The sequence below is a fragment of the Ruegeria sp. G5 genome (assembly GCF_056533365.1).
This window is the reverse complement of the sequence record NZ_JBQFOK010000001.1, coordinates 15598-42393: the sequence shown is the minus strand read 5'-3', so window position 1 is coordinate 42393 and position 26796 is coordinate 15598. Positions and strand designations below refer to the sequence as shown.

Here is a 26796-nt window from a genome sequence, read left to right as displayed (position 1 = left end):
GAATGGGCCAACCAATGATCATTTGCACCAGTTCAAAAACAGCACTGATGCAGACTGATGCACCGATGCAAACAACGGGCTGCACCAGTGCATCGGTAGCTTGCCCCCCTATAGGGGGGCATACGCAATGGCTAACCGCACCGATGCACGGGTGCGGACGAGCCCGTTTCGACCGATTCGCTGCGGTTGTTGATCTGGTGCCAATGCCCGGCGTTTTGGGAGAACCGACCTACGCAGAGCGGGCTGTTTCTTTCTCTCTCCCAAAATTCTGGGGGAAAATCTGATGGCAGAACGGGCATCAAAAGAAGCAATGGCCGCTCTGCGGTTCCTGCCAACTCTGAAAATTGCTCAGGGTCGGTTGGCCGGGAAGCCGTTGCGCCTTGCGCAATTTCAGAAGCAGTTTGTGCGCGGTGCCTTTGCCAAAGAGATTGAGGTCGGGGTCCTGAGTATCGGCAGGGGCAACGCTAAGACCGCGCTTTCCTCTGGGCTGTCTCTGGGGCATCTGGTCGGCGAGATCGCTCCCCAGCCTGAACGCGAAATCATTTTCGCCGCCCGGAATCGGGATCAGGCTAAAATCGCATTCGGGTTTCTGTTGGGGTTCATCGAGGGTCTGCCAGACGAGAAACGGGAAGAATACGATTTCACCATTCGCCGGGGATCTCGGCTTGAGGTGGAAACTGGGTTTAACGGCGGCGGGCTGGCAAGAGTGATTGCAGCCGATGGAAAATCGATCCTTGGCGGTGCCCCGACGCTAGCCGTCATGGACGAGCGCGCGGCATGGGATGGCGAAAAGGGTGACGCGTTGGAAAACGCAATCCTGTCCGGCCTCGGTAAACGCGACGGTCTGGCGCTGATTATCTCAACCTCGGCACCCGACGACACGAACACATTCAGTCGGTGGATGGACGAGCCGCCGCCGGGAACCTACGTGCAGGAACATCGCCCTGAACCGGGCCTGCCGCCCGATGATCTGGATAGCCTGCTGGTAGCAAACCCCGGATCGAAAGAGGGGATCGGCAACACACCGAAATGGCTGGTCGCCCAGGCACGGCGCGCGATGGCGCGGGGTGGTTCGGCACTGTCCAGTTTTCGGAACCTCAACCGCAATGAACGCGTGGCCGCAGATGACCGCTCGGTGCTTGTCACAGTGGATGAATGGCTTGCCGCTGAAGTATCACCGGACAAGCTGCCACCGCGTGAAGGGCCGGTCGTGCTGGGCGTGGATTTAGGCGGCAGCCGCAGTATGTCGGCCTCGGCGCTGTACTGGCCGGAAACCGGGCGCTTGGAAACCACGGGCGCATTCCCCAGCAAACCCAGCCTTGCAGACCGTGGCGCGGCTGACGGGGTGCGGACTCGCTATGTCGACATGTCAGAACGTGGCGAACTGGCAACCATGGGGCAAACAACAGTGCCCGTTGGTCCATGGCTGGCCTCGGTCGTGACGCAGTTGGACGGCCAACCACCAGCCGCAATCGTTGGAGATCGCTTTCGCCATGCTGAATTTGTCGAAGCCCTGAACAAGGCGGGACTCGAGCGCGTGCCGTTTCTCTGGCGCGGGTTCGGTTGGAAAGACGGCGCTGAGGACATCGAGCGCTTCCGACGGGCTCTGTTTGAAGGGCGGGTCAAAACGGTTCCGTCCATGTTGCTGCGCAGCGCCTTCGCAGACGCAATCACGCTGGTTGATCCGGCGGGCAATCACAAATTGGCAAAAGGCAGGAGCCTCGGGCGGATCGACGCCGCGGCGGCAACGGTGCTGGCCGTCGCACAGGGTGCGCGCATGGTCAGTAGTCCGGCCAAACAAGCGAGGGCTCCGGTATGGGTGTGAAACGATACGGCACATGGGTTTACCGCGATGCGCGCTGGCCAGTTCTGAGGCTGGAAGCGAAGCGGCGTGACGGCTGGAAGTGCGTGCAATGCGGATCTCGGCACCGGCTTGAGGTCGACCACATCGAACCTGTCAGGAATGCACCGGAACGCGCTTTCGATCTTGAGAATTTACAGACGCTCTGTGGCCCCTGCCATGGACGCAAGACCCGGCTGGAATGTGGCCACAAGCCCCTTCCGCCGGAGCGCCAGCAATGGCGGAACCTGCTGCAAGACATGCAGCGCAACCTATCGAGCAAAGGAGAAACACATGCTTGATTCAGTGAGAATCCAGCGCCGTCAGTCGGAGATCCGGCAGGAGCTGGCAGAGTTGGTAGGGAAAGAAACCCCGACCGAAGATGAAACCCGGTCCATGGAAACCTTGGACGGGGAATATCGCAACAACGAAACCCGCTATCGCGCGGCGTTGATTGCCGAAGATGAAGAACGCCGGGAGGCCGGTGAGGAACTGGAAACCCGTTCCGACAAAGAATGGAGCGAGCTGGTTGACGCCTTCGAAGTGCGGCAAGTTGCGATGGCCCTGGATACTGGCCACCAGATTGACGGGCGCACTGCCGAAGTGATCGAGGAGTTGAGGGGCCAGAATGGCTATCAGGGCCTTCCAGTTCCGTGGGAAGCTCTTGAAGTGCGGAATACGGTATCCAGCGGGACGCCCGATCCAATCCAGACGCGCCCGATCATCGACCGTCTGTTTCCCGGCTCCGTAGCCGCACAGATGGGTGCGCAGATGATCAGTATCGATCACGGGGATATTGAATGGCCGGTCGCAACAGCGGGTGCAACGGTCGGGTGGCAGTCCGCAGAAGGCAGCGACGTAGCCGCAGCGACACCATTCCAGACCACTGATCGGGCGATGGCCCCAGATAATACGCTGGGCGTTCGTATGACAATCACACGCAAAGCCCTGAAGAAGTCTGGCGCAGCGCTGGAACAGGCCGTGCGCCGCGACATGAACTCGGCAATGGGCGTTGAGATGGATCGTGTCGTATTCCTTGGCTCTGGTTCGTCTGGTGAACCACTGGGCGTTATCGCCGGGGCCAGCACCTACGGCATTACCGAAACCCCGATCGACGCCACAGCGTCTTGGGCAGCGTATCGGGCGGCGGTGACTCGTTTCATCACGCGCAACACTGCAACCGGACCTGGCTCGGTCAACGGTCTAATCCGGCCAGAACTGTGGGATTTCCTTGACGGGGCAATCTGGGATGCAGGCAGCGGGATCACAGAATGGGATCGCTTGGCGGCGCGCATGGGTAGCCTGCCAATGTCGCACAATGCCCTGGCAGCTCCCTCTGGTTCGCCGTCTGCTGTGACGTCTCTGTTGACCACAAGCGCCGGCGGCGTGGCTCCGATCTTTGTCGGCAAGTGGGGCGCAGTGGACATGATCCGTGACCCGTATACCGACGCCGCATCCGGTGGTCTGCGCCTGACTGCTCTTGCGACGATGGACATTGTTGCCGCGCGGCCAGCGCAGTTGGAAGTTCTGACGGGATTGCAACTGGCATGATGTTAACCAGCTTCGCAGAAGGCAGCCTTGAGCTGCGGAAACGAGCTTCTGGTGCGTTGGCGCTGCGAGGCAAGTTTCCATACAACAGCCGCGCCGTCCTGAGTGACGGCGGGCGCACCGGGCGTCCACGCAAAGAACAGTTTGCGCCCGGCGCTTTCCGCTATTCGGTCGAAAACCAGCAAGAGGTTCACCTGCTGATCGGCCATAGCTTTGATCGGCCCCTTGCATCGCGTGGGGCCGGTTCACTGGTGCTGGAAGACAGGGATGACGCACTGAGCTTTGAAGCGACAATCGCGCCCGAAATGCAGGACGTCAGTTGGGTTCAGGACTTCTTTGCAGCCTTCAATGCCGGGCTGATTATCGGCCTCAGCCCAGGCTTTCGCATCCCGCCCCAGCGCACAGTCCCAAATGCTGAGGAAGTGACAGAGGAAGACCCTGCCGAGGGCAACGCCCTAATCCGCACGATCTTCCAAGCGATCCTGTTTGAGTTGTCGCTTGTGACTCGCCCTGCGTACTCGGAAACCGAAGTTGAGGCGCGCAACTGGGATCCGGTCCAAAGGCTTCCGCATGACTACGCCAAGGTCGCACAGCATCCGAACCTGCCGAATTTTTACAACCGTTGGAGGCTCTGATGGCGGAAACGCGAAGTCAAACAGAAGGCGTCCCAATAGCCTATCCGCAGCTATCGGGAGAAGCCAAGAGACACCTGGTCTTGTCCTTAACTGCGCTTGATGAAGCGTGGGTTTGGCAACGAATTGACGGTCATGTTGCCCATCGATGGTCGGATCGAGCCGTGACGTGGGTGGTCGAGGGACCGGGTGAGTGGAGGCCACCGCTGACGCCGGTTACCAGCTCAAGCGCTGAATGCTGGGATGGTAGTGCATGGCAGCCAGTAACGGTCGGCCCGTCGCCGTTCGGCGGCTTCGACCTGCCGGGTGATGGCCCATATAGATTTTCTTGCCAGGTGGGCGCGGAGCCTTTGCCTGAGGTTGTCGCCATGGCATTCGTCCGCCTATCGAACTACTGCCTTCAGACTCTTGTCTCTGAAAGTTCAAGCGGGCAGCCGACAATCGTACCCGGATACATGCGCTCGTTCAGTCGCCAAGATGCAGTTCGAACAACAACTTTCGAGCGCAACGAAAACTGGATGGCGCTTGCACTGCACAACAGCGGCGCGGCCGATCTCCTGCGGCCATATAGGAGGGCGTGATATGGGTGTTTTTGAATGGTTCCGCCGGAAGGAACCCAACGAGACGCGGTCGGCAATGAGTGGTTTCACAGCCGAATTGATGGCTGCGCGGGAAAGCTACATCTCTGGGCGGCGTGGCATCGCTGAATTGACCGGAACCGTGCAAAGCTGCGTGAGCCTCTGGGAAAACGGGCTTAGGGTTGCAGACGTAGAGGGAACGGGTTTTCTGACCAGGCACGTCTTAGGCATGGTTGCGCGCGCTCTGGCGCTGCGGGGCGAAGCCGTGTTCCTCATCCGAGAAACCGGACTTGTCCCGTGCAGTGATTGGGATTTGCGCACTGTGGATGGCGAGCCCCGCGCCTATCGGCTGTCGATCAGCGAAGCGGGCGGCGGCAAAACGCTGACAGCTTTGGCAGGCGAGGTTCTACACGTCAGGATCGGCGTAGACTCCGTGGTGCCGTGGGCAGGTTCTGCACCTCTCAAGCGCGCCCAACTGACCGCAGGCACGTTGCAGGCCATCGAAACGGCTTTGAGTGAGGTGTACGAAAACGCGCCGCTGGGCAGCCAGATTGTGCCATTTCCCGAGTCTCCAGACACGGACATGAATGCCATTGGCCGGGAATTCAAAGGTGCTCGAGGCAAGTTGCTACTGCGGGAATCCACCAATGTCACAGCGGCGGGCGGACCTGCACCACAGACCGACTGGAAGCCACAAGACGTAACGCCTGATCTTTCCAAGGCAATGACCCGAGAAAGTCTCGACGCAATGCGCGCATCGATACTGATGGTGTTCGGTGTTCTGCCCGGAATGGTAAGTCCGGCAACCACGGGCCCCCTGATCAGGGAAGCGCAAAGGCATCTGGCGCAATGGATGCTCCAGCCGATTGCTGAGGCCATCGCCGAGGAATGCACCGTCAAGCTTGGGGAGCCGATCAAACTAGACGTCATGCGGCCCCTGCAGGCGTACGACGCTGGTGGGCGAGCACGCGCCGCCGCGGGCGTTATTCAGGCGCTGGCACAGGCGAAAGAGGCCGGAGTCGATCCTGAAACGGCGCTGAAGTTTGTGAATTTGAACGACGAGTAACCCGCTCAGCGTCCAGGCGGACGAAAATCGTTCAAACCGTGCTGCTTCGCTCGTCTCCTGTCCCGAAGCAGCGCAGCACCGGCACGCCACTCGTGGGGCGGGGCCGGTGCAGCACCGCCCTGTTTTGTTAGTGTAGCAGGGCGGTGCGACTTTCTGGTTCAGGCGCGGCGCGGATATTCAAAGTTACTTTGGCATCTCGCTCACATGCAAAGTGACAACAAAAGGGTTTTCTTCCATGAAGCCGTCTGGCAGATGCCAGGTCCTATCCTGAACGACGTAGGGGCCATTCGTCTTCCACCAAAACGTATCGCCAATAGAAGGTACGGTTTCAGCTTCTATATCGCCTATGAACTTTTCACCATCTAGGACGCGCATAATTGCCATTGTTCTCTCCAAAACAAATTCGAAGCGTTAGCGTGTCTCAAGCGGAGTTAAAGAGCAATAGGCCCCAATGGGGCATTGCGCCGTTGTTCGTTTTTGGGCAATGTGTTCGCGAGTGTCAGAACTCGGACTGTGAAATCGACCACTTTGTCTATTTGCCCAACCGTTGGCGCGGTTTGGCTCGTGGTCTCTGCGGATGTGCTTGGCGGCAATCCGTCCACCGGCAGATTATGCCGGGGTGCGGATGCTATACAAGACCTCGCAACGGGGAAAAACATCCGGCCTGTCTCACAGCAGGTTCTGAACACCCCGGTGCCAGCCCGTCGCTGGTTATGGCTGTCAGAGGCCAAAACTGTGAGAAAACCAATGAACAAAACCAAGACAAGAAATGACCTGCAGCCACACGCTGTAGCGATCGAGAAGCTAATTTCGGCAGCTATGGCGGTGCTACCCCAAACTGATGATTGCAGTGAGACATGGACGATCCTTGAGATCGCGCAGGACCACGCTCAGACCCTGAACACCGCGTTGGACAGCGTCAATCTGGAGTTGGTCAAATGAAGAAATCTCACCGCCACTATAAATTCGGCACCTTTGAGGAACGTCTGGAACACTTCTGCCTGTTGTTCGAGCTGAACCCGCCTGCGATAGAGTATGAGGACGGCGATATTGCCTTGAACTCACCTCTTATGCACTGGCTTGAAGAGAATACGGCAAACATGGACTGGCTGTTCATGGGCTGTCCAAGCGCAATGCTGCAACGTTGGGTCGATAAAGAGCGCAGTGTTCGTGACTTTAACCGAATAAACAAGCAACTCGAACCAGAGGTCCAGGAAGGCATGCGAGCCATGTTGACTGCCGTTGTAAATCACGACCTTCCACTCGAACCAGCTATCGAGATATTTCAAGGGGTGGTGGAAAAGTGGCGGGCTGATAAGGTCGTAGAAGCGTAAGTGTATTGACCGTATAGGGGCGCTTCTATATATAAGTAGCAACCCTATACGGAGATAACCATGTCGTTTGAAGAATACACCATAACACCGGGCGAACTCGCCTCACTTACGGAACCGACGCCCGACTTGCAGCGCAACTATCGTCAGCGCGGCATGATCGACGGATATGGGCAGGTTCAGGAGAATGGCCGCTACAAGTTCAATGTCATTGACCTTGTCGGCTTCTGGATTTGCGACCGCCTTTCACTGAGTGGCCAAGGCATGGACCGCAGAGATGGCTTTGATATTGGAAAACGCATCGCTGCGGGCGTTATTACTTCTGTGCTGAAGAACAACCAAGGTGCTGCGCACCGTCCTTCATACTATTTCTATCTGACTGACGGCTTTTCCAATGAGGGAAAATCCAAAGGGTCAACGATCGGCGTTTTGTCGGAACTAGATGCTGTTACCAACCTTGACTTTGACCGTATCGAAATCATCAACGTTTACCGGTTGAGCCGCACCATGCCGGAAAAAATCAGGGACGTTGTTCTTGCAACGGGCTTGGAGATTGCCCGCAAACACAACGATGACCAAGATTCGTAATGAATCAGGTTGTCGTCATATCCCCTGACGACCTTGAGGCGTTGATTGAGCGTGCAGTTTGCAAGGCTCTTTACGCCACAAAAGGCCCAGAAGCGTGGCTACCTGTGGCAACAGTCTCTGCCCGCCTTGGAAAAACCGAAAAGACAATCCGCAACTGGATCAGGGAAGGGCGCTTTACCCGCGTCTCCGGTGGTGATGGCTCGCCCTACTTGATCTCATCTTTGGAAGTAGATGAGCTGAGCCGTTCGGCCAGTTCTTCGCCTGACGCTTCGTAATACGTCAGCAACTCGTTTAGGTTCTTATGACCCGTGACCCTTGCCAAATCGAGTATCTCAAAGCGTCTAGCAAGACGGGTGATGCCCTCATGTCGGCTGTCCCTGAATTGCAGATCCGTGATCTTGCACGCCTTCACTGCGGCTCTAAACCGGGTGTCTCGGCTATCGGCATCTATCTGGAAGGGACGGTCAGCGGGTTCATCTCTGTCACCCCTTACCTTGTTCAGAATCTCGAGGGCACGCGGTGTCATAGGCACGTCGCGGGCGTGGTCATTCTTTGTTTCGGGAAGGTGGACGACGCTGTCATGAACATGACGGTTCGTGATGCCCAATATCTCACCCGAGCGCATGGCTGTCTCGATCGCAAACAGGAACGCAGCGCCGGTGATCTGCTTTTCGCTTTCCCATGGCTCTTGCTTCAGCTCCAAAGCGGCTGTCAGCTTCTCAATCTCATCGTCGTAAACGCGGCGTTTCCTGCGTTTACTGCTGGGTGGTCGTTTGACGGTGGCCATTGGATTCACGCGGATGAGCTGCCACTCATCGGTGGCTGTGACGAACACGTGCTTAAGCAGGTTCATCTCGCGCTTCACGCTGGCTGGCTTCACCTCTCTCAGACGCATATCGCGCCACGCGACCAGATCGGCTGTTGTGACTTCGCCAATCTGATAGTCACCCAGGCGTTTGCCTTTGACCATTTCACCAGCAAACTTGTTGAGTCGGATAACTTCCCAGCGCTCACCTTTCTTGCCCTTGGAGCGCTCACGGGCGTAGCGCTTGAACACGCTTTGGAGAGTGTCCGCGCTGTCGGTCCCGCTGCTAATTTCGACCTCGAACTCACGCGCCCAGACCTGCGCATCCCGTTTGGCCTTGAAGGTTTTCGCCTTGCGAACGGTCTTTCCGTTCACGCGCCGCGCAACTTGCGCCTGCCAACCGTGGGTCGTTTTCAGAATCGTCGCCATGCTCAGAATAGTAATCACGTAGTAGCTGAGTCGGCAAAGAATGGGTCACGGACTTCCCGTGATCTTCCCAATCGAGCACAAAAGGAGGCCAAAGGGAAAACAATGACCGAACACGTGACAATCATAGGAAGGGATGGTGCCCAGGAGAGGACTCGAACCTCCACGTCCATACGGACACTAGCACCTGAAGCTAGCGCGTCTACCAATTCCGCCACCTGGGCAGGTGTCGTGGAGGGGCGTTTAAGCCCACCGACGAGGAGCGTCAACCGGATTCGGAACGTTTTTTGAAAGTTTTTTGACCCGACTCGGATTACACCTCGAAATGTCCCGCGTTTTCATAAACACGCGGCGTTATTGCGCCTTGTTTGGAGCGGCTTTGGGCGCTAGATCGGATCAGGACCCAAAAGCAGGAGCCCTCTGATGTCCAAAATGGTCACGATTTATGGCGGATCGGGATTTGTCGGTCGATATATCGCGCGACGCATGGCGAATGAGGGGTGGCGCGTTCGGGTGGCCGTCAGGCGTCCGAATGAAGCGATGTTCGTAAAGCCGTACGGCGTCGTGGGTCAGGTAGAGCCCATTCTGTGCAATATTCGGGACGACGCGTCGGTTGCACAGGCCATGCAGGGTGCGGATGCGGTGGTCAATTGCGTGGGTGTCCTGAACGAAATTGGTAAGAATGAATTTGATGCCGTTCAGGCAGATGGCGCTGAGCGGGTCGCTCGTATTGCTGCCGAACAGGGCATAGCCCGGATGGTGCATATCTCGGCCATTGGTGCAGATGCGGACTCGGACAGCGCGTACTCTCGTAGCAAGGCCGAAGGGGAGGCCGGAGTGCGGGCCCATATGCCGGATGCAGTCATCCTGCGCCCGTCTGTCATTTTCGGGACCGAAGACCAGTTCTTTAACCGCTTTGCCGGTATGACCAGAATGGGCCCATTCCTGCCGCTTGTCGGGGCCGAAACTCAGTTCCAGCCGGTCTATGTCGATGATGTGGCCAAGGCAGCGGTTCAGGGTGTCTTGGGGAACGCGGACGCAGGCACCTATGAGCTGGGCGGCCCCGAGGTTAAGACGTTCCGCGCCTTGATGCAGCAGATGCTGGGCGTCATAAACCGTCGCCGCGTTATCATAGGGATGCCCTTTTGGGTGGCCCGGATCATGGCAGGCGTTTTGGACATTGTGAAATTTGTAAGCTTTCAGCTGTTTCCAAACAGCATCCTGACCCGGGATCAGTTGAAAAACCTGCGCCGGGATAATGTTGTGTCCGAAGGAGCCAATGGCTTTGCTGATCTGGGTATCGAACCCGCGACGCTGGAATCTGTCCTGCCAGATTATCTGTGGAAGTTCCGCCCGTCTGGTCAGTATGACGACATTCAGAATTCGGCCAGCAACCTGCGAACCTGATCATTCAGCTGTAGGCGATAACCAGCAGGATCGCGCCAAGGATAACGCGGTAAATCACGTAGGGCGTGAAGCTGACACTGCGCAACAGGCGCATCATTAAAGTCAGGGCCAACAGGGCCGCGAAAAAGGCGAACAGAGCCGCGATCGCGCCCTCATAGGCAAGCTGGGCATCTGCTTCGCGGATTACATCGACAGATAGAAGGGCACCCGATGCAAGTATCGTGGGGATCGACATCAGCATTGCGATCCTGGCACCGTCTTCTCGGGTGTAGCCCAATCGCCGCGCGCCCGTAATTGTGATACCTGACCGAGACGTGCCGGGTATCAGGGCAAGCATTTGCCAAAATCCCAGAATAACTGCATCTTTCAGGTTCCAGTCTCTGGCCTTTTTGGTCTGCGGGCTGTGCTGATCTAACCAATACAAAAGCAATCCAAACACCAGCATTGTCCAACCGATCACCGCCATGGACCGCAAGGATTGCGTCAGGCCTGTCTCATACAGGATTGTGCCCATGATGACGGTCGGTATTGTTGCCAGAATTAGTCCCAGCGCCAGCCGGGCCTCGCGCGTGTCCGAGCGGCCTTTGAGCGCCTGCGGAAGGCCAGCGACTGCGAGTTTTACGTCGGACCAGAAATAAACAACCACCGCACCCAGAGTTCCAACATGAACTGCAACGTCGATTGCAAGCCCTTGGTCATCCAGCCCCGTCAGATTCGGAAGAAGAATCAGGTGCCCGGACGAAGATATGGGCAGAAATTCAGTGATACCCTGAATAATTGCCGCAAGAATCAATTGAAAAAGGTTCATTAAACTGCCCGTGCTGCCGCCACGTGTTGTTTTCGGTCAATGGGTATAAGTGTGCTGGCTAAAAGGAAAGAGAGCAATTAGTTCCGAATCGGACCTAAAAATTGCGTTAATTTGCTCGCTTCCCGTCTGAATTCCCGAATTTTTTGAAAGTAGGTCAGTAAAATTGACTTTTCATCTCTACTATCATCTTTTAAAGAGGCCCGACCAAGCCAATTCATGGAGTCCGACCCGTGGCCAAGCAACCGATGCTGAAATTTGTGCAGATCGACCGTGTCATGCCCGAAAAGCGTGCCGCCGATGACCGTAGGGATGACTTCGATGAAATCTACGCCGAGTATGCTTCGGCCAAGGCGGAAGAGCAGGCAAGCCGGTGCAGCCAGTGCGGTGTGCCATATTGTCAGTCCCATTGCCCGTTGCACAATAATATCCCTGATTGGTTGCGTCTGACGGCAACGGGTCGGCTTGAAGAAGCCTATCAAACCAGCCAGGCTACGAATACATTTCCCGAAATCTGTGGACGCATCTGTCCGCAAGACCGCCTGTGCGAGGGAAATTGCGTGATCGAGCAGTCGGGTCATGGAACCGTTACCATTGGGACAATCGAGAAATACATCACGGACACTGCCTGGGACAAAGGCTGGGTAAAACCTGTTGAGCCCAGCGCTGAACGCGGTGAAAGCGTCGGTATCATTGGTGCTGGGCCCGGTGGTCTGGCCGCAGCGGACATGCTACGCCGCGCTGGTATTCAGGTTACGGTCTATGATCGGTATGATCGCGCGGGTGGTTTGCTGATGTACGGTATCCCCGGTTTCAAACTGGAAAAAGACATCGTGCAGCGCCGGAATGACCTGTTGGCCGATGGCGGTGTCGAGTTCGTACTCAACTGCGACGTAGATGATGCGAAATTTGCGGAAATCCGTGAAAAACACGATGCGGTTATTATCGCGACCGGTGTTTACAAGTCACGTGACCTATCCATGCCCGGCAGTGGTCTGAACGGTATTGAGAAGGCCATCGATTTCCTGACAGCGTCAAATCGCAAAAGCTTTGGTGACGCGGTCGAGGATTTTGACAACGGTCGTCTGAATGCCCATGGCAAAAAAGTCGTTGTCATTGGTGGCGGCGACACGGCCATGGATTGTGTGCGTACCTCGATCCGGCAGGGCGCGACTTCGGTCAAGTGCCTCTATCGCCGCGACCGGGCGAACATGCCGGGCTCGCAACGCGAAACCCAGAATGCCGAAGAAGAAGGTGTTGTGTTCGAGTGGCTCAGCGCGCCCAAAGGGTTTACCGGCGAGGATGCTGTAAAAGGCGTCATGGTTCAGAAGATGCGATTGGGTCAGCCCGACGCAACAGGCCGCCAAGCACCAGAAGTTATCGAGGGCGCGGATTACGTGGAAGAAGCCGATCTGGTTATCAAGGCGCTTGGTTTTGAGCCCGAAGATCTGCCCACGTTGTTTGGCCAGCCCGACCTTCCGGTTACCCGCTGGGGTACCATCAAAGCGGCGTTCCAGACCGGCGCGACCGAGATGGACGGTGTTTATGCCATCGGTGATATCGTTCGCGGAGCCTCTCTGGTCGTTTGGGCAATTCGGGATGGACGGGACTGTGCCGACGCCATCATCGAACGGTTCAGCGCGAAATCTGCCGTCGCCGCGGAATAACCCAAGCCCAGCTTCAGGAGGCACCAGATGCCCGAATTGCAAGGCCAATGCATGTGCGGAGCTGTCACGGTAACAGCTACTCCGGCGCGGGATGCGCTGGGTGCGTGCCATTGCGACCAGTGCCGCCGCTGGACCAGTTCGATGCTGGTGACCTTTCCGGCCGAGCCGGGATATGCGGCGCTGGGACCGGTGAAGACATTTACGTCCTCTGATTGGGCAGAGCGTGCATTCTGCGCTGATTGCGGCTCGGCTCTGTGGTATCGGATTACACTGGCCGGCGAGATGCACGGCCAAACGCAGATGGCGGCAGGTCTGTTTGAAAACGGTGCCGACAGCGCCCTCAAGTTAGAACTTTACATCGACAAAAAGCCCGACGGGTACGCGTTCGCAGGAGAACGCCGGCAAATGACCAAATCAGAGGTCGAAGCCATGTACGCCCAACCGGAACAAGGAGACAGCCAATGACCAAATATGATGCCGATTGGGTGCGCGCCGAAGAAGCCAAACGCAAGTGGATGGCTGAAAATGGTCTTTATTCCGAGGAGGAAGAGCATTCTTCCTGTGGTGTCGGTCTTGTGGTTTCCATTGACGGCAAGCCTTCGCGCAAGGTCGTCGACGCAGGTATTGATGCGCTCAAGGCGATCTGGCACCGCGGTGCTGTCGATGCCGATGGCAAAACCGGTGACGGGGCAGGCATTCATGTCCAGATCCCGGTTCCGTTTTTCTACGATCAAATTCGTCGCACAGGTCATGAGCCCAAGCTGGATGAGCTTATCGCGGTTGGTCAGGTTTTTTTGCCGCGCACAGACTTCGGCGCGCAGGAACAATGCCGGACCATCGTAGAAACCGAAGTTCTGCGTATGGGGTACTATATCTACGGCTGGCGTCACGTGCCGGTCGATGTGACGTGTCTGGGTGAAAAGGCAAATGCGACCCGCCCCGAGATTGAGCAGATCCTGATCTCAAACTCCAAGGGCGTGGACGAAGAAACCTTTGAGCGTGAGCTTTACGTTATCCGTCGCCGGATTGAAAAGGCGGCGATGGCATCGGGTATCTCAGATTTGTATCTGGCATCGTTGTCCTGCCGGTCGATTATCTACAAGGGCATGATGCTGGCTGAACAGGTCGCTGTCTTCTACCCCGATCTGATGGATGAACGATTCGAATCTGCATTCGCCATCTACCACCAGCGCTATTCGACCAATACCTTCCCGCAATGGTGGCTGGCACAACCGTTCCGCATGTTGGCTCATAACGGCGAGATCAACACGCTGAAGGGCAACATCAATTGGATGAAAAGCCACGAAATCCGGATGGCGTCGGCTACTTTTGGGGATCATGCCGAGGATATCAAACCGATTATCGCCGGTGGTTCATCGGATTCGGCTGCATTAGACTCGGTTTTTGAGGTTCTGGTGCGCGCGGGCCGTTCGGCTCCGATGGCCAAAACAATGCTAGTCCCGGAAAGCTGGTCTAAGCAAGCGATCGAACTGCCGCAGGCCTGGCGCGACATGTATTCCTACTGCAACTCGGTGATGGAGCCTTGGGATGGCCCGGCCGCCTTGGCGATGACCGATGGTCGCTGGGTGTGCGCAGGACTGGACCGTAACGGTCTGCGCCCCATGCGGTATGTGGTAACCGGCGATGGCTTGGTTATTGCAGGGTCCGAGGCCGGGATGGTGCCGATTGACGAAGCCAGCGTAACAGAGAAGGGCGCGCTGGGTCCGGGTCAGATGTTGGCCGTGGACATGAAGAAAGGCAAGCTCTACCGAGACAAGCAGATCAAAGACAAACTGGCCCGCGCATTGCCATTTGGGGAATGGGTTAAAAAGATCAACGATCTGGATGATGCGCTTGCCGGTGTGACGGAAACTCCGAAATTCACGGGCGAGGAATTGCGGAAACGCCAGATCGCTGCCGGGTATTCGGTTGAGGAACTGGAGCAGATTCTGGCCCCGATGGCTGAAGATGGCAAAGAGTCGATCGCCTCGATGGGCGACGACACTCCGTCTGCTGTTTTGTCCAAACAGTACCGTCCTCTTAGCCATTTCTTCCGCCAAAGCTTTAGTCAGGTTACCAATCCACCGATCGACAGCCTGCGTGAATACCGGGTGATGTCACTGAAAACGCGTTTCGGTAACCTGAAGAACGTGTTGGACGAAGACAGCAGCCAGACTGAGATTGTTGTGCTTGGCAGCCCCTTTGTGGGTAACGCGCAGTGGGACAAGCTGGTTGAGACTTTTGGCTCACCACTTGCGGAAATCGATTGTAGCTTTGAGCCGGGGCGCGGTGCTTTGAATGCTGCTTTGGCCCGTATTAGAGCCGAAGCGGAAGAGGCCGTGCGCTCGGGCGCGGGGCATCTGGTGCTGTCCGACATGAATTCCGGTGAGGGTCGGGTGGCAATGCCGATGATCCTGGCGACCAGCGCTGTACACTCTCATCTGACGCGTCAGGGGCTGCGGACGTTCTGTTCGCTGAATGTGCGGTCAGCTGAATGCGTCGACCCGCATTACTTTGCCGTACTGATCGGCTGTGGCGCGACCGTTGTGAACGCCTATCTGGCCGAGGATTCGCTGGCCGACCGTATCGATCGTGGGCTGCTGGATGGTTCGCTCACCGAAAACGTCGCGCGCTATCGCGAAGCGATTGACCAGGGTCTACTCAAGATCATGGCCAAGATGGGGATTTCGGTGATTTCCTCCTACCGCGGTGGCCTGAACTTTGAGGCCGTGGGCCTCAGCCGTGCCATGGTGGCCGAGTATTTCCCAGGCATGACCAGCCGGATTTCCGGCATCGGTGTCACGGGTATTCAGGCCAAGGCCGAGGAAATCCACGCCAAAGGTTGGGACTGCGGTCTGGACGTGCTGCCTATCGGCGGTTTCTACAAGGCGCGCCAATCGGGTGAGACTCATGCGTGGGAAGCGACCTCGATGCATATGATGCAAATGGCCTGTAACCGCGCATCCTATGAGCTGTGGAAGCAGTATTCTGCCAAGATGCAGTCGAACCCGCCGATCCACCTGCGCGACCTGATGGATTTCAAACCGCTGGGTAAACCGGTGCCGATTGAAGAGGTCGAATCGATCACCTCGATCCGCAAACGCTTTGTCACGCCGGGCATGTCGCTGGGCGCGCTGTCGCCCGAGGCGCACAAGACGCTGAACGTGGCGATGAACCGGATCGGTGCGAAATCCGACAGTGGCGAAGGCGGCGAAGACCCTGCGCATTTCGTGCCGGAGCCCAATGGCGACAACCCGTCTGCCAAGATCAAACAAGTGGCTTCGGGTCGGTTCGGTGTGACTGCCGAATACCTGAACCAGTGCGAAGAGCTTGAGATCAAGGTTGCTCAAGGTGCGAAACCGGGTGAAGGCGGTCAGTTGCCGGGCATGAAGGTGACTGACCTCATCGCGCGTCTGCGTCACTCGACCAAAGGCGTGACGCTGATTTCGCCGCCGCCGCACCACGACATCTACTCGATCGAGGATCTGGCGCAGCTGATCTACGACCTCAAGCAGATCAACCCGCGTTGTAAGGTCACGGTCAAGCTTGTGGCGTCCTCGGGCGTGGGCACGATTGCTGCCGGTGTAGCCAAGGCAAAAGCCGATATTATCCTTATTTCGGGTCACAATGGCGGTACAGGCGCGTCGCCCGCGACATCCATCAAATATGCCGGTCTGCCGTGGGAGATGGGCCTGACCGAGGCGCACCAGGTTCTGGCGATGAACAACCTGCGCGACCGCGTGACCCTGCGGACCGATGGTGGCCTGCGGACCGGTCGCGACATCGTAATGGCCGCAATGATGGGGGCCGAGGAATACGGTATCGGCACCGCCGCCCTGATCGCGATGGGCTGTATCATGGTGCGTCAGTGCCAGTCGAACACCTGCCCGGTCGGTGTATGTACGCAGGATGAATCCTTGCGTGCCAAATTCACCGGCAATGCCGACAAGGTCGTCAACCTGATCACCTTCTACGCGCAGGAAGTGCGTGAGCTGCTGGCCAGCCTTGGCGCGCGCTCGATTGATGAGATCATCGGGCGGGCCGATCTGCTGGCGCAGGTCAGCCGGGGCTCGGCGCATCTGGACGATCTGGACCTGAACCCGCTGCTGATCACCGTCGATGGCGCGCATGACATCGTGTATAACCGCGACAAGGATCGCAATGCAGTGCCTGATACGCTGGACGCCGAGATTGTGCGCGATGCCGCGCGGTTCCTGAAAGACGGCGAAAAGATGCAGTTGTCTTACGCCATCCAGAACACGCACCGGACCGTGGGTACGCGGGTGTCCAGCCATATCGTACGGAACTTTGGAATGCGGAACACGTTCCAGGACGACCACCTGCATGTGAAACTGCAGGGCTCAGCAGGTCAGTCGCTGGGGGCCTTTGCGGCCCCGGGACTGAAGCTCGAGGTTTCGGGCGATGCGAATGACTATGTCGGTAAAGGTCTTTCTGGCGGTATGATCGTCGTGCGACCGCCTCAGGTCAGCCCGCTGAAGGCCGATGACAATACCATCATTGGCAACACGGTCCTCTATGGCGCAACCGATGGCCACTTGTTCGCAGCAGGTCGCGCTGGTGAACGGTTCGCAGTGCGCAACTCGGGTGCCAAGGTCGTGGTCGAGGGCTGTGGGTCGAACGGGTGTGAATACATGACGGGCGGCGTTGCGGTCATCCTTGGAAGTATCGGCGCCAACTTCGGTGCGGGAATGACAGGCGGAATGGCTTATCTCTATGATCCCGAAGGCAAAGCTAAGGCGTTGATGAACATGGAGACCCTCGTCACCTGCCCGGTGACAGTGGATCATTGGGAGGATCAGCTTAAATCGCTTATCGAGACGCATCAGGCCGAAACCTACAGCCGTAAGGCGGCAGATATCCTACAGCATTGGGACGTTGAAAAAGGCAACTTCCTGCAGGTCTGCCCCAAAGAGATGCTAAACAATCTCACCCATCCCTTGACGTCCGAACCAACAGCTGTTCCGGCGGAATAACGGGTCTGCAAATTACAATCCAAAACCCGCGTGTCACTTGAAACACGCGGGTTTTTTCTATTTTGGCATGCATTTCAGGGAATTCTTGAATTATTTCCCGCTTCGCGCCTAGCTAACGCAACAGTTTCATTGGGAAGTGCCTTTGGCATCCATCCCAAAAACGCGAACCGTAGGGAGCAGGCGCATGCCGACAACCTTCACAGACCAGTTCTTTGTGCTCGACCCGGCCAATCCCGGTGCGAATGGGACAGCGCCGGGATCAACTCTGACCGTTCAGAAATTCGATATCGTCGATGAGAATGATGACAACCTGATCAACCGCCTGGATGACGACTCTGTCGACGGATCAGATATCACATCGTCTTTTTTCGACGATATGGTGACCATCGAATTGTCCGATGGAACGCAGGTTACATATACGGGCGTCACATTTTATCTGGCCGATGGGCGCGAGGTGTTTACGCCAACCGACGGGCAGGTGCTGCAGGACGGTACCTTCGTAAGCTCCTCGGTGACGGATTTCAGTGACTTTGGTGGGTCCTTTGGTTCGGTGGACATTGCCAATGGTGATCTGGGGCCGCCGTGCTTTACGCCGGGCACTTTGATCGAAACACCCGAGGGCCCACGCCGCGTGGAAGACCTTAGGCCGGGCGATATGGTGACCACATCCGATAATGGCCCACAGCCTTTGCTTTGGGTTGGAAGCACGGTTGTGGAAGCGAAGGGAAAGCTGGCACCGATCCGTTTTGAGGCGGGTGTTCTGGGGCTGACGGACGCCCTGACAGTTTCCCCGCAGCACCGAATGTTGATCGAGGATTGGCGCGCGCAATACTTGTTTGGCGATTCTGAGGTGTTGATTGCCGCGCATTGTCTTGTGAACGGAACAACGGTCACGCGGGTCGAAGGTGGTGAGGTCGCGTATTTCCATCTGTTGTTCGCGCAACATGAGATCGTGATTGCCAATGGCGCGAAAAGCGAAAGCTACTACCCGGGTCACGCGGTTTCGATGGCTGACCGTGAAACGCAGGCCGAAGTGCTGACCCTGTTTCCTGAGTTAAGTCACGAAAACCCGGTTATGCCGGAAACCGTGCGCCCCGTGGTGCGTCCGCGCGAGGCTCGGGCTCTGGCGATTTAACCCGTTCCAAACCTGTTCCACGCGTCGTATAGCAACAGCATGGCAAAAAAAGCAGCGCGCAAATCGAGCGGCAAAAAACGCAAAAGGTCTAAGGCAAAAAAACCAATTTTCCAGCGAATCCGTCGGTGGACGGGACGTCTGGTATTGGGGGCAGTTGTCGTCGTGGTGGCGCTGATCGCGCTATATTCTGTCGTCAATCCACCCGTGACCCATACGATCTGGTCCGAATGGCGCAGGTTGGGCAAGGTTGAGCGGGACTGGGTCCCGATCGAGCAGATCTCTCCGGTCATGGCGCGTTCGGTCGTTGCGGCAGAGGACGCTAATTTCTGTCTGCACTGGGGGTTTGACGTCGAAGCAATCCGCGATGCACTGGAAGACGGTGGAACACGGGGGGCGTCGACCATCACGCAGCAAGTGGTGAAGAACGTATTCCTGTGGCAAGGACGCAGTTGGGTACGAAAGGCGCTTGAGACATCGATGACCCCGGTTGTCGAGATATTCTGGAGCAAACAACGCATTCTCGAGGTCTATCTGAACGTGGCCGAAACGGGTGAAGGTATTTTCGGGGTCGAAGCTGCCGCACAGCGAAACTTCAATGTTCCGGCTGCGAAATTGTCTGCGGTGCAGGCAGCACGGATCGCCGCGATTTTACCCTCACCGCGCAACAGGTCGGTGACGGACCCCTCTGTCCGGACCCGCCGCCGCGCGGCTTCGGTACTGGACGGAGCGGCCACCATCCGCGCAGATGGACGTGCGGATTGTTTCGAGGATTGAAAACAAAGCCCTCTCAAGGCTAAAGCTGGTTGGTAGTCACTGGTTCGATTGGAAGCTCATGGCGCGTCTGTTTCACGTTCCCCTCTCACCTTATTGTCGTAAGGTCCGTCTGTCGCTGGCGGAAAAAAAGATCGAAGTCGAACTGGTCGAAGAGAAATACTGGGAAAAAGATCCGGATTTCATGCGGCGTAACCCGGCCGGAAAGGTCCCGGTTCTGCGGTTGGACGGCAAGGTGATGTCTGAAAGCGCGGCTATTTGTGAGTATATCGAGGAGACGCGTCCCGAACCCGCGTTGATGCCCAAAACGCCGGAAGCCAGGTTTGAAGTACGTCGGCTGGTGGCGTGGTTTGACGACAAGTTCCACCACGAGGTCACGTCAAAGCTTTTGTATGAACGTGTGAATAAGAAAGTGACTGGCGAAGGGTATCCTGACAGCAAGAATGTCAAAGAGGGCGCGCGGGCGATCAAATATCATTTGGATTATATGAGCTGGCTGCTGGATCACCGACGGTGGTTGGCAGGGGATCAGATGACCCTGGCGGATTTTGCAGCTGCCGCACATTTGTCGGCGTTGGATTATATCTCGGACGTGGATTGGAACCGATCGCAGGCGGTCAAGGATTGGTATGCCAAGATCAAGTCCCGCCCGGCGTTCCGGTCCATATTGGCAGATCAGGTTCCCGGTTTTCGGCCACCGCCCCATTACGCAGATTTGGATTTCTGATAGGCTGAGGACGGGGGGCTGTCTGCCCCCCCATCGCGCCGGGGCGCGATCCCCCCGAGGATATTTTTGGCCAGATGAAGAGCGGATCGGATTTAAAGGAAAGGCTGGTTGCACAGGCGCTGAGCGAAGGCTTTGTGTCTTGCCGGATATGCCGCCCTTGGGACGTTCCTAACGTACCGGCGCAACTGGCGGCGTTTTTGAAGGCCGGATATCATGGACAGATGGGGTGGATGGCGGAACGAACCCATTGGCGTGGAAATCCTTCGGAACTTTGGCCTGAGGCGCGATCTGTGATCATGTTGGCAGAGAGCTATACTCCGGACCATGATCCGACCGCTATTCTGGACCATCCGGAAAAAGGTGGCATTTCGGTTTATGCGCAGAACAAGGACTACCATGACCTTGTCAAAAAGCGGCTAAAACGATTGGCGCGCTGGTTGATCGCCGAAGGTGGTGGAGAAGTTAAGGTCTTTGTTGATACAGCGCCCGTGCCTGAAAAGGCGCTGGGTCAGGCTGCGGGCCTGGGATGGCAGGGCAAGCACACGAATCTTGTCAGCCGCGATTGGGGAAATTGGGCCTTTTTAGGCTCTGTTTTTACGACACTCGATCTTCTATCCGATATTGCGGAAGTGGATCACTGTGGGTCGTGTCGGGCATGTCTGGATGCGTGTCCGACCGATGCTTTTCCAGCGCCTTACCAACTGGATGCGCGACGGTGCATTTCTTATCTGACCATTGAACACAAAGGCCCAGTGGACGAAGAATTACGCGGTCGGTTGGGCAATCGGATTTACGGCTGTGATGACTGTCTGGCAGCTTGCCCCTGGAACAAGTTTGCGGTGACGGCCAGCGATTTGCGCTATGCGGCGCGGGAAGATCTGGTCGCGCCGCCCTTGGCCGAACTTGCTGAGTTGGATGATCCGTCCTTTCGCGCCAAGTTTTCCGGCTCACCCATCAAAAGGATCGGGCGTGACCGGTTCGTGCGTAATGTTCTGTATGCAATTGGGAATTCCGGATCTGCAGAGTTGCGGTCCGTTGCGCAGAAGTTGACGCAGGATTCCGATCCAACGGTTGCAGATGCAGCGCGCTGGGCGGTTAATCGGCTTGCATAATTGACGCAAACAGGCTGGACGTGTCGGTCCAAACCGCTACACCCAATCGCAGCGAACAGGAAGGAGACCCAGATGGCGCTGGCTTTGGGTGTGGATACAGGCGGAACCTACACGGATGCGGTTCTGGTGCGGGATGAAGCCGAGGTGATCGCCTCGGCAAAGTCTTTGACCACGCGGGCTGATCTTGCGATTGGGGTAGGCAAGGCGATATCGGCCGTGTTGCAGCAGGCGCAGGTATCGCCTGAGCAGATCGCTATGGCCTCGTTGTCGACCACATTGGCCACAAATGCGCTTGTCGAGGGGCAAGGTGGTCGCGTCGCGCTGGTTTATATCGGCTTTCAGAACAGCGATTTGGACAAACACGGATTGAAAGACGCGCTGAAAGGCGATCCGGCGTTGGTCATGGCTGGAGGACATACTCATGCCGGTAGCGAGGCTGCCCCTTTGGATACTCAAGCATTGGACATCTTTTTAGAGTTTCACAAAGGGGTTTCTGGTTTCGCGGTGGCGTCTAAATTTGCCACGCGAAACCCAGCGCATGAATTGGAAGCAGCCCGGATAATTACCGAGAAAACCGGCGCACCGGTGACGTGTTCACATCACTTGTCTGCCAAGCTGAACGGGCCTAAGCGGGCTGTGACGGCTGTCTTGAACGCACGGTTGATCGGAATGATTGACCGTCTAATCGGCAGGGCACAAGACCAGTTGATCGAGCTGGGCATCACTGCGCCGATGATGGTTGTGCGTGGGGATGGCGCGTTGATGAGTGCGGAACAAGCGCGGGAACGGCCGATTGAGACCATCCTAAGTGGTCCGGCTGCATCCATTGTTGGCGCAAGTTGGATGACCGGCGCGAAAAATGCTCTGGTTTCAGATATTGGCGGCACGACAACCGATATTGCGCTGATCCGGGATGGCAAGCCAGCGATCGACCCCGACGGCGCGCGGGTCGGGGGATTTCGGACTATGGTCGAGGCCGTGGCGATGCGTACGCATGGTCTGGGAGGTGACAGTCAAGTCCATGTTGTATCTGAGGGTTTGGGCGGCGGGGTGTTTCTTGGCCCACGGCGTGTTCTACCTGTTTCGCTGATTGCGACAGAAGATCCGGAGGTCGTGCATAAGGTTCTGGATGCCCAATTGCGCGCGACAACGGTGGGCGAGCATGACACACGTTTTGCCCGTCGTGTGCCGGGCATTCATGCCGAAGGTCTGGGTCCTCGGGAGGAGGGGTTGTTAGAGCGGCTTGGCGACAAGGTGACGCCGGTCAGCGACCTGCTGCGGACACGCATGGAAAGTGGGTCTTTGTCCCGGCTGGTGGATCGAGGGATTGTTCAGGTTTCTGGCGTAACCCCGTCGGACGCAAGCCATGTTTTAGGCCGTTTGGATGCGTGGGACCGGGAAGCTGCCCGCAAAGCACTGGAGCTTGTATCACGCAAGCGCGTCGGGTCAGGAGATGTTCTGGCACCCAATGCGGAAAAACTGGCTGAGATCATCGTTGATCAGCTGACAGAGCAGACGGCATTGACCTTGTTAGAGACTGCTTTTGCCGAAGAAGAGGACAATTTTGGCGTACCGGTCGCTGATCTTGCGCGGCATGTCCTCACACAAAGGGGGCTGCGCAGGCATCGGGGATTGTTGGCTTTGGACGCCGCGTTGAATGTGGACGTAATTGGTTTGGGCGCATCCGCGCCAAGTTATTACCCGGCAGTTGGCGATAGGTTGCATTGTCGCATGGTATTGCCCGAACACACAGGTGTTGCGAATGCCATTGGGGCAGTCGTGGGGCGTGTGACACTGCGTCGGTCAGGAACGGTGACATCGCCGTCAGAAGGAAGATACCGGGTTCACCTTGAGAATGGACCAGAGGACTTTAGCGAAGCAGACAAAGCGTTGGCCGTTCTCGAGGCCGCATTGCGGGACGAAGTCGAAACTGCGGTTCGGGATGCCGGAGCTGCGGATATTCGTGTGATCGTTGACCGCGACGTTCGGACAGCCCGGATTGAAGCCCAGGAGGTTTTTGTCGAGGGCCTGATCACTGTCGAAGCCAGCGGTCGCCCGCGGGTTGCGGTGGGATAGCCCCTTTGCAGGGGCTTCCCCGTTATTCGGCCGCGTCGCGCTTGGGTAGGACCCAGTCTGCACGTGGGAAATGGCAGGTATACCCGTTTGGGATACGCTCAAGATAGTCTTGATGCTCGGGCTCGGCGGTCCAGAAATCGCCGACAGGCTCTACCTCTGTCACGACCTTACCGGGCCAAAGACCGCTGGCGTTCACATCCGCGATCGTGTCCAGCGCAACTTGTTTCTGCGTCTCGTCCGCATAGTAGATCGCCGAACGATAGCTCATCCCGCGATCATTGCCTTGGCGGTTGATCGTTGTGGGGTCGTGAATCTGAAAGAAGAACTCCAGCAGTTCGCGATACGTGATCTGAGTGGGATCGAAATAGATCTCGATACCTTCGGCGTGGGTGCCATGGTTGCGATAGGTCGCGTTGGGCACGTCGCCGCCTGTGTACCCGACGCTTGTACGGGAAACACCGGGCAGTTTACGGATCAGGTCCTGCATGCCCCAAAAGCAGCCACCGGCCAATACAGCACGTTGTTCGGTCATTGCATGTCCTCCACATGTATCAGGTAATCACCATAGCCTTCGGCGTCCATGTCATCGCGATGGATAAACCTCAGCGCGGCGGAATTAATGCAATATCGTAGCCCACCATGTTCGCGCGGACCATCAGGAAACACATGACCCAAATGACTATCGCCGTGTTTTGACCGGACCTCGGTCCGGATCATACCCAGTGTTCGGTCGGTGAATTCCTCGACGTGCTCATGTACGATGGGCTTGGTAAAGCTGGGCCAGCCGCAACCGGACTCGTATTTGTGGGTCGAGGCAAATAGCGGTTCGCCTGACACGATATCCACGTAAATCCCCGGTTCCTTGTTGTTCAATAGCTTGCCTGTGCCCGGACGCTCGGTCCCGCTGTTTTGCGTAACGTGGTATTCCTCGGGCGATAGGGCGGCGATGGCTTCGGGGGATTTGGTGTATTGGGTCATGGCTCCTCCGGTCGGTTATTTGACGCTGTCCCATTATTTGGGCGCTGACACCGGGAAATCAAAGCATGTTTTGCTGTTCTCGCGGCCTCGTGCTTTGATCCAGTGACGCAATTCGGGCGTATACTAGGGCAAAGGAGGCCCGGTTATGCTTCGTGCGGTGATATTGGCAGTTTTAATTCTGGTTGGTCGGATTGCTCTGGCTGCCCCGTTAACAGGACAGTTTGCGTCGATTGATGGCGGTACGATTTCGATCGAGGACTGGCGCGGTCAACCGGTTCTGGTGGTCAACACAGCCTCGCATTGCGGGTTCACGGATCAATATTCAGCCCTTCAGCAAGTCCATGACGCCTATTCCGCACGTGGTTTGGTCGTGCTGGCCGTGCCGTCAGATTCGTTCAACCAAGAGCTTGGCTCGGCAGAAGAGGTTAAAGAATTCTGTGAATTCAACTATGGCCTGACGCTGCCGATGACGGATATCACCCCTGTCAAAGGGGGCGATGCGCATCCTTTCTATCGCGACGTTGCAGAGCAGACCGGTTTCGTGCCTAGTTGGAACTTCAACAAAATTCTGCTGGATCCGCAAGGAACGGTTGTCGCGACTTTCGGCGCTGGCACCGAACCGGATTCGCGTAAAATTCTGTCTCAGGTCGAGGCCTTGCTGCCCTGAACAGGCTGGCGCGACAGCTGGACGGCGAGGATCCCGGCGGTTGTAATCAAAACCCCGACAGCGTCCAGCGGCCCAAGTTTTTCACCCAGCAACAGTGCGGCGATTGTCACACCGAAGACCGGGTTGAGAAAATGGAAGGTCGCGGCCCGGGTTGGTCCGATCCGGTCCAGCAGGTGAAACCAGATCAGGGTGGCCAGAAGGCCGGGGAAAAGCGTGGTGTAGGTGAACGCCAGTGCCAGCGGTACGGTCAGATGGATGTGGATCGTTTCAAATAGCGGTGCGGCACAAAACAAAATAAATGATCCCACCAACATCTGCAGCCCGACTACCATCATGAAGTTTCCACCGGACGTGGCACCGCGAACCGCCAGGGTCGCGAATGTCAGTGCCAAAGCTCCGATACCACAAAGCATGACACCGAAGAGATCAATGCCGGCACCGATCCTGCTGCTCATGATCAAAGCGACCCCGGCAAATCCGGCAAAGAGCCCCAGTATCCCCAAGGGTCGCAGCTTATCCCCCAGAAACAGCCAGCTGGCCAAGGCCACCAACAGCGGCATGGTCGAGGCGATGATGGCGGCGACAGACGCCTCAATCGTTTGCATGGCGTAGAAATTCAGACCCAAATAAAGGGCGTTTTGGCAAATTCCGAACAAGATGGTTGCGTATAACTGCGACCGCGACAACCGCCAGCTTTGACCCATCGCGCGGGCAATAGCCACGCCAATAAGCCCGGAGATGAGAAATCGCAGCGCCAATGAGAATAGAGGGGATGCGTCCGCAACGATGATCCGCGCCGAAGTGAAGGCCGACGACCAGATCAGTGCAAATGTCAGCCCCATGGCCATGGCGCGCAGATCCATCGCCACTCCCCCTCCCGCAATTACGGGCACTGTTTCTCAATTCCGGCAAAGTCGCAAGAACCCGCCGCTCATACCTGCACAAGAAACGGCGATCCATACGGCAAACATTGAATTGGCGGAAGCCGCTCGCGCCCTAGTTAGTATGAAAAGCGATCAGGGCCCGCAGAGACATGTTGGAAGAAAAACGCAAAGATCTGGATTCGGAGAAACAGAAGAAGCTTTTGTTGCGCCTTGTCGGTGAGCTGAGCCAATCCTCGCCGGATCTGTATTATCAGTCCACGACCGAGATCGCCGCTTGTCTGGAAAACTACATCCGCCGTCAGGCGAAGTTAACGGCTGATGACCGATCTCTGTTGGCGATGTTAAGTCGGCGGGACATCGAAGTTATGTTGAGCCTGCACTAACGCAAAGAAAAAGGGCCCCCAAACGGCGGCCCTTGATCGTATCGCAGTGACGGCTTGGGGTTAGCCGTTCACGCTGTCCTTGAGGGCTTTCGCGATGGTCATTTTGACCACCTTGTCGGCCTCTTTCTTGAACTGCTCACCGGTGGCGGGGTTGCGCACCATGCGCTCGGGGCGCTCACGGCAGTAGATTTTGCCAACGCCGGGCAGGGTAACGGCACCGCCGGCGGACACTTCGCGGGTGATCAGGCCAGTCATAGCCTCCAGCGCAGCGTTCGCGGCTTTCTTGTCGGTCCCCATTTCCTCAGCGAGAGCAGCAACCAGCTGAGTTTTAGTCATAGGCTTTGCCATTTCTTGGTCTCCTTAACGTGCCCGATAG

The 26796-nt window shown here is 57.0% G+C and carries 27 protein-coding genes and 1 tRNA gene; 20 read left to right on the top strand and 8 right to left on the bottom strand.

Translation table 11 applies throughout. The features are described 5' to 3' along the window. Window positions 1-283: 283 nt before the first annotated feature. Genes ACR0BD_RS00200 through ACR0BD_RS00175 form a run of 6 tightly spaced genes read left to right on the top strand, consistent with a single transcriptional unit; the run spans window position 284 to window position 5664 of the window. On the top strand, window positions 284-1825 hold the full coding sequence (locus ACR0BD_RS00200) for a terminase large subunit domain-containing protein (protein WP_480828280.1): 1542 nt from the start codon (window positions 284-286) through the stop codon (window positions 1823-1825). Next, entirely contained in the window at window positions 1816-2142 is a 327-nt protein-coding gene (locus ACR0BD_RS00195; protein ID WP_480828279.1) for an HNH endonuclease, read from the top strand. Before ACR0BD_RS00200 ends, ACR0BD_RS00195 begins: the two co-directional genes overlap by 10 nt. Further along, the gene (locus ACR0BD_RS00190; RefSeq protein ID WP_480828278.1) at window positions 2135-3391 is read left to right on the top strand and encodes a phage major capsid protein; all 1257 of its coding nucleotides are present in this window, start codon (window positions 2135-2137) and stop codon (window positions 3389-3391) included. Before ACR0BD_RS00195 ends, ACR0BD_RS00190 begins: the two co-directional genes overlap by 8 nt. Further along, entirely contained in the window at window positions 3388-4023 is a 636-nt protein-coding gene (locus ACR0BD_RS00185; protein ID WP_480828277.1) for an HK97 family phage prohead protease, read from the top strand. The genes ACR0BD_RS00190 and ACR0BD_RS00185 overlap by 4 nt, the downstream gene beginning before the upstream one ends. Continuing rightward, the gene (locus ACR0BD_RS00180) at window positions 4023-4601 is read left to right on the top strand and encodes a hypothetical protein (protein ID WP_480828276.1); all 579 of its coding nucleotides are present in this window, start codon (window positions 4023-4025) and stop codon (window positions 4599-4601) included. The genes ACR0BD_RS00185 and ACR0BD_RS00180 overlap by 1 nt, the downstream gene beginning before the upstream one ends. A gap of 1 nt (window position 4602) precedes the next feature. Then, window positions 4603-5664, top strand: a complete 1062-nt coding sequence (locus ACR0BD_RS00175) for a phage portal protein (protein ID WP_480828275.1) — start codon at window positions 4603-4605, stop codon at window positions 5662-5664. 183 nt (window positions 5665-5847) lie between these two features. Here ACR0BD_RS00175 and ACR0BD_RS00170 read toward each other — a convergent pair whose 3' ends face one another. After that, the gene (locus ACR0BD_RS00170; protein ID WP_480828274.1) at window positions 5848-6048 is read right to left on the bottom strand and encodes a hypothetical protein; all 201 of its coding nucleotides are present in this window, start codon (window positions 6046-6048) and stop codon (window positions 5848-5850) included. Between the two features lie 363 nt (window positions 6049-6411). Here ACR0BD_RS00170 and ACR0BD_RS00165 point away from each other — a divergent pair, with 363 nt between their 5' ends. From ACR0BD_RS00165 to ACR0BD_RS00155, 3 genes are read left to right on the top strand one after another with little or no spacing between them, the layout of a single operon-like run. Continuing rightward, window positions 6412-6606, top strand: coding sequence for a hypothetical protein (locus ACR0BD_RS00165; RefSeq protein ID WP_480828273.1), 195 nt, complete (start codon window positions 6412-6414; stop codon window positions 6604-6606). Then, a complete protein-coding gene (locus ACR0BD_RS00160) occupies window positions 6603-6998 on the top strand; it encodes a hypothetical protein (RefSeq protein WP_480828272.1) in 396 nt (131 codons plus the stop codon). Before ACR0BD_RS00165 ends, ACR0BD_RS00160 begins: the two co-directional genes overlap by 4 nt. A 60-nt stretch (window positions 6999-7058) precedes the next feature. Further along, window positions 7059-7583 (top strand): hypothetical protein, encoded by a 525-nt coding sequence (locus ACR0BD_RS00155; RefSeq protein WP_480828271.1) that lies wholly within the window; start codon window positions 7059-7061, stop codon window positions 7581-7583. Between the two features lie 205 nt (window positions 7584-7788). Here ACR0BD_RS00155 and ACR0BD_RS00150 read toward each other — a convergent pair whose 3' ends face one another. Next, a complete protein-coding gene (locus tag ACR0BD_RS00150; RefSeq protein ID WP_480828270.1) occupies window positions 7789-8817 on the bottom strand; it encodes a tyrosine-type recombinase/integrase in 1029 nt (342 codons plus the stop codon). Window positions 8818-8951: 134 nt separating this feature from the next. Further along, window positions 8952-9038: transfer RNA gene (locus ACR0BD_RS00145), tRNA-Leu, on the bottom strand. A 199-nt stretch (window positions 9039-9237) separates the two neighbouring features. Here ACR0BD_RS00145 and ACR0BD_RS00140 point away from each other — a divergent pair. Next, window positions 9238-10221, top strand: coding sequence for a complex I NDUFA9 subunit family protein (locus ACR0BD_RS00140; protein WP_480828269.1), 984 nt, complete (start codon window positions 9238-9240; stop codon window positions 10219-10221). Between the two features lie 4 nt (window positions 10222-10225). On the opposite strand, the gene ACR0BD_RS00135 is transcribed toward ACR0BD_RS00140, so the two are convergent. Continuing rightward, window positions 10226-11029 (bottom strand): undecaprenyl-diphosphate phosphatase, encoded by an 804-nt coding sequence (locus tag ACR0BD_RS00135; protein WP_480828268.1) that lies wholly within the window; start codon window positions 11027-11029, stop codon window positions 10226-10228. A 230-nt stretch (window positions 11030-11259) separates the two neighbouring features. On the opposite strand from ACR0BD_RS00135, the gene ACR0BD_RS00130 reads away from it, so the two are divergent. The 8 genes from ACR0BD_RS00130 (at window position 11260) to ACR0BD_RS00095 (ending at window position 23508) form a co-directional block, all read left to right on the top strand. After that, window positions 11260-12693 (top strand): NAD(P)-dependent oxidoreductase, encoded by a 1434-nt coding sequence (locus tag ACR0BD_RS00130; RefSeq protein WP_480828267.1) that lies wholly within the window; start codon window positions 11260-11262, stop codon window positions 12691-12693. A 27-nt stretch (window positions 12694-12720) separates the two neighbouring features. Beyond that, window positions 12721-13158, top strand: a complete 438-nt coding sequence (locus ACR0BD_RS00125; protein ID WP_480700350.1) for a GFA family protein — start codon at window positions 12721-12723, stop codon at window positions 13156-13158. Further along, a complete protein-coding gene (gene gltB, locus ACR0BD_RS00120) occupies window positions 13155-17687 on the top strand; it encodes a glutamate synthase large subunit (RefSeq protein WP_480828266.1) in 4533 nt (1510 codons plus the stop codon). Before ACR0BD_RS00125 ends, gltB begins: the two co-directional genes overlap by 4 nt. 184 nt (window positions 17688-17871) lie before the next feature. After that, on the top strand, window positions 17872-18822 hold the full coding sequence (locus ACR0BD_RS00115) for a Hint domain-containing protein (RefSeq protein WP_480828265.1): 951 nt from the start codon (window positions 17872-17874) through the stop codon (window positions 18820-18822). A gap of 39 nt (window positions 18823-18861) precedes the next feature. Continuing rightward, window positions 18862-19596 (top strand): monofunctional biosynthetic peptidoglycan transglycosylase, encoded by a 735-nt coding sequence (gene mtgA / locus ACR0BD_RS00110; RefSeq protein ID WP_480828264.1) that lies wholly within the window; start codon window positions 18862-18864, stop codon window positions 19594-19596. A gap of 58 nt (window positions 19597-19654) precedes the next feature. After that, window positions 19655-20320, top strand: a complete 666-nt coding sequence (gene fzlA, locus ACR0BD_RS00105; protein ID WP_480700354.1) for an FtsZ-binding protein FzlA — start codon at window positions 19655-19657, stop codon at window positions 20318-20320. Window positions 20321-20394: 74 nt separating this feature from the next. Then, window positions 20395-21432, top strand: coding sequence for a tRNA epoxyqueuosine(34) reductase QueG (gene queG, locus ACR0BD_RS00100; protein ID WP_480828263.1), 1038 nt, complete (start codon window positions 20395-20397; stop codon window positions 21430-21432). 72 nt (window positions 21433-21504) lie between these two features. Then, the gene (locus ACR0BD_RS00095) at window positions 21505-23508 is read left to right on the top strand and encodes a hydantoinase/oxoprolinase family protein (protein WP_480828262.1); all 2004 of its coding nucleotides are present in this window, start codon (window positions 21505-21507) and stop codon (window positions 23506-23508) included. Window positions 23509-23530: 22 nt separating this feature from the next. On the opposite strand, the gene msrA is transcribed toward ACR0BD_RS00095, so the two are convergent. Further along, window positions 23531-24040, bottom strand: a complete 510-nt coding sequence (gene msrA / locus ACR0BD_RS00090; RefSeq protein ID WP_480828261.1) for a peptide-methionine (S)-S-oxide reductase MsrA — start codon at window positions 24038-24040, stop codon at window positions 23531-23533. Next, window positions 24037-24486 (bottom strand): peptide-methionine (R)-S-oxide reductase MsrB, encoded by a 450-nt coding sequence (msrB, locus tag ACR0BD_RS00085; protein ID WP_480828260.1) that lies wholly within the window; start codon window positions 24484-24486, stop codon window positions 24037-24039. Before msrB ends, msrA begins: the two co-directional genes overlap by 4 nt. A gap of 145 nt (window positions 24487-24631) precedes the next feature. Here msrB and ACR0BD_RS00080 point away from each other — a divergent pair, with 145 nt between their 5' ends. Next, complete coding sequence (locus ACR0BD_RS00080; RefSeq protein WP_480700359.1) at window positions 24632-25153, top strand: glutathione peroxidase; 522 nt, start codon at window positions 24632-24634, stop codon at window positions 25151-25153. Here ACR0BD_RS00080 and ACR0BD_RS00075 read toward each other — a convergent pair. Then, window positions 25129-26016: a DMT family transporter gene (locus tag ACR0BD_RS00075; protein ID WP_480828805.1), complete on the bottom strand. Its 888-nt coding sequence runs from the start codon at window positions 26014-26016 to the stop codon at window positions 25129-25131. The two genes, ACR0BD_RS00080 and ACR0BD_RS00075, sit on opposite strands and share 25 nt — an antisense overlap. Before the next feature lie 170 nt (window positions 26017-26186). Here ACR0BD_RS00075 and ACR0BD_RS00070 point away from each other — a divergent pair, with 170 nt between their 5' ends. Then, a complete protein-coding gene (locus tag ACR0BD_RS00070; RefSeq protein ID WP_480828259.1) occupies window positions 26187-26420 on the top strand; it encodes a hypothetical protein in 234 nt (77 codons plus the stop codon). Window positions 26421-26480: 60 nt separating this feature from the next. On the opposite strand, the gene ACR0BD_RS00065 is transcribed toward ACR0BD_RS00070, so the two are convergent. After that, complete coding sequence (locus ACR0BD_RS00065; RefSeq protein ID WP_039533371.1) at window positions 26481-26768, bottom strand: HU family DNA-binding protein; 288 nt, start codon at window positions 26766-26768, stop codon at window positions 26481-26483. Between the last annotated feature and the right edge of the window lie 28 nt (window positions 26769-26796).

Bases quoted from the DNA above. Each gene is read 5' to 3' on its own strand.
- ACR0BD_RS00080 (WP_480700359.1), top strand. From the start codon at position 24,632: ATGCTTCGTGCGGTGATATTGGCAGTTTTAATTCTGGTTGGTCGGATT.
- ACR0BD_RS00075 (WP_480828805.1), bottom strand. From the start codon at position 26,016: ATGGATCTGCGCGCCATGGCCATGGGGCTGACATTTGCACTGATCTGG.
- ACR0BD_RS00125 (WP_480700350.1), top strand. From the start codon at position 12,721: ATGCCCGAATTGCAAGGCCAATGCATGTGCGGAGCTGTCACGGTAACA.
- ACR0BD_RS00185 (WP_480828277.1), top strand. From the start codon at position 3,388: ATGATGTTAACCAGCTTCGCAGAAGGCAGCCTTGAGCTGCGGAAACGA.
- ACR0BD_RS00155 (WP_480828271.1), top strand. From the start codon at position 7,059: ATGTCGTTTGAAGAATACACCATAACACCGGGCGAACTCGCCTCACTT.
- queG (WP_480828263.1), top strand. From the start codon at position 20,395: ATGAAGAGCGGATCGGATTTAAAGGAAAGGCTGGTTGCACAGGCGCTG.
- ACR0BD_RS00165 (WP_480828273.1), top strand. From the start codon at position 6,412: ATGAACAAAACCAAGACAAGAAATGACCTGCAGCCACACGCTGTAGCG.
- ACR0BD_RS00195 (WP_480828279.1), top strand. From the start codon at position 1,816: ATGGGTGTGAAACGATACGGCACATGGGTTTACCGCGATGCGCGCTGG.
- msrB (WP_480828260.1), bottom strand. From the start codon at position 24,486: ATGACCCAATACACCAAATCCCCCGAAGCCATCGCCGCCCTATCGCCC.
- gltB (WP_480828266.1), top strand. From the start codon at position 13,155: ATGACCAAATATGATGCCGATTGGGTGCGCGCCGAAGAAGCCAAACGC.
- ACR0BD_RS00200 (WP_480828280.1), top strand. From the start codon at position 284: ATGGCAGAACGGGCATCAAAAGAAGCAATGGCCGCTCTGCGGTTCCTG.
- mtgA (WP_480828264.1), top strand. From the start codon at position 18,862: ATGGCAAAAAAAGCAGCGCGCAAATCGAGCGGCAAAAAACGCAAAAGG.
- ACR0BD_RS00065 (WP_039533371.1), bottom strand. From the start codon at position 26,768: ATGGCAAAGCCTATGACTAAAACTCAGCTGGTTGCTGCTCTCGCTGAG.
- ACR0BD_RS00135 (WP_480828268.1), bottom strand. From the start codon at position 11,029: ATGAACCTTTTTCAATTGATTCTTGCGGCAATTATTCAGGGTATCACT.
- ACR0BD_RS00190 (WP_480828278.1), top strand. From the start codon at position 2,135: ATGCTTGATTCAGTGAGAATCCAGCGCCGTCAGTCGGAGATCCGGCAG.
- ACR0BD_RS00115 (WP_480828265.1), top strand. From the start codon at position 17,872: ATGCCGACAACCTTCACAGACCAGTTCTTTGTGCTCGACCCGGCCAAT.
- ACR0BD_RS00170 (WP_480828274.1), bottom strand. From the start codon at position 6,048: ATGGCAATTATGCGCGTCCTAGATGGTGAAAAGTTCATAGGCGATATA.
- msrA (WP_480828261.1), bottom strand. From the start codon at position 24,040: ATGACCGAACAACGTGCTGTATTGGCCGGTGGCTGCTTTTGGGGCATG.
- ACR0BD_RS00175 (WP_480828275.1), top strand. From the start codon at position 4,603: ATGGGTGTTTTTGAATGGTTCCGCCGGAAGGAACCCAACGAGACGCGG.
- ACR0BD_RS00150 (WP_480828270.1), bottom strand. From the start codon at position 8,817: ATGGCGACGATTCTGAAAACGACCCACGGTTGGCAGGCGCAAGTTGCG.
- ACR0BD_RS00095 (WP_480828262.1), top strand. From the start codon at position 21,505: ATGGCGCTGGCTTTGGGTGTGGATACAGGCGGAACCTACACGGATGCG.
- fzlA (WP_480700354.1), top strand. From the start codon at position 19,655: ATGGCGCGTCTGTTTCACGTTCCCCTCTCACCTTATTGTCGTAAGGTC.
- ACR0BD_RS00160 (WP_480828272.1), top strand. From the start codon at position 6,603: ATGAAGAAATCTCACCGCCACTATAAATTCGGCACCTTTGAGGAACGT.
- ACR0BD_RS00180 (WP_480828276.1), top strand. From the start codon at position 4,023: ATGGCGGAAACGCGAAGTCAAACAGAAGGCGTCCCAATAGCCTATCCG.
- ACR0BD_RS00140 (WP_480828269.1), top strand. From the start codon at position 9,238: ATGTCCAAAATGGTCACGATTTATGGCGGATCGGGATTTGTCGGTCGA.
- ACR0BD_RS00070 (WP_480828259.1), top strand. From the start codon at position 26,187: ATGTTGGAAGAAAAACGCAAAGATCTGGATTCGGAGAAACAGAAGAAG.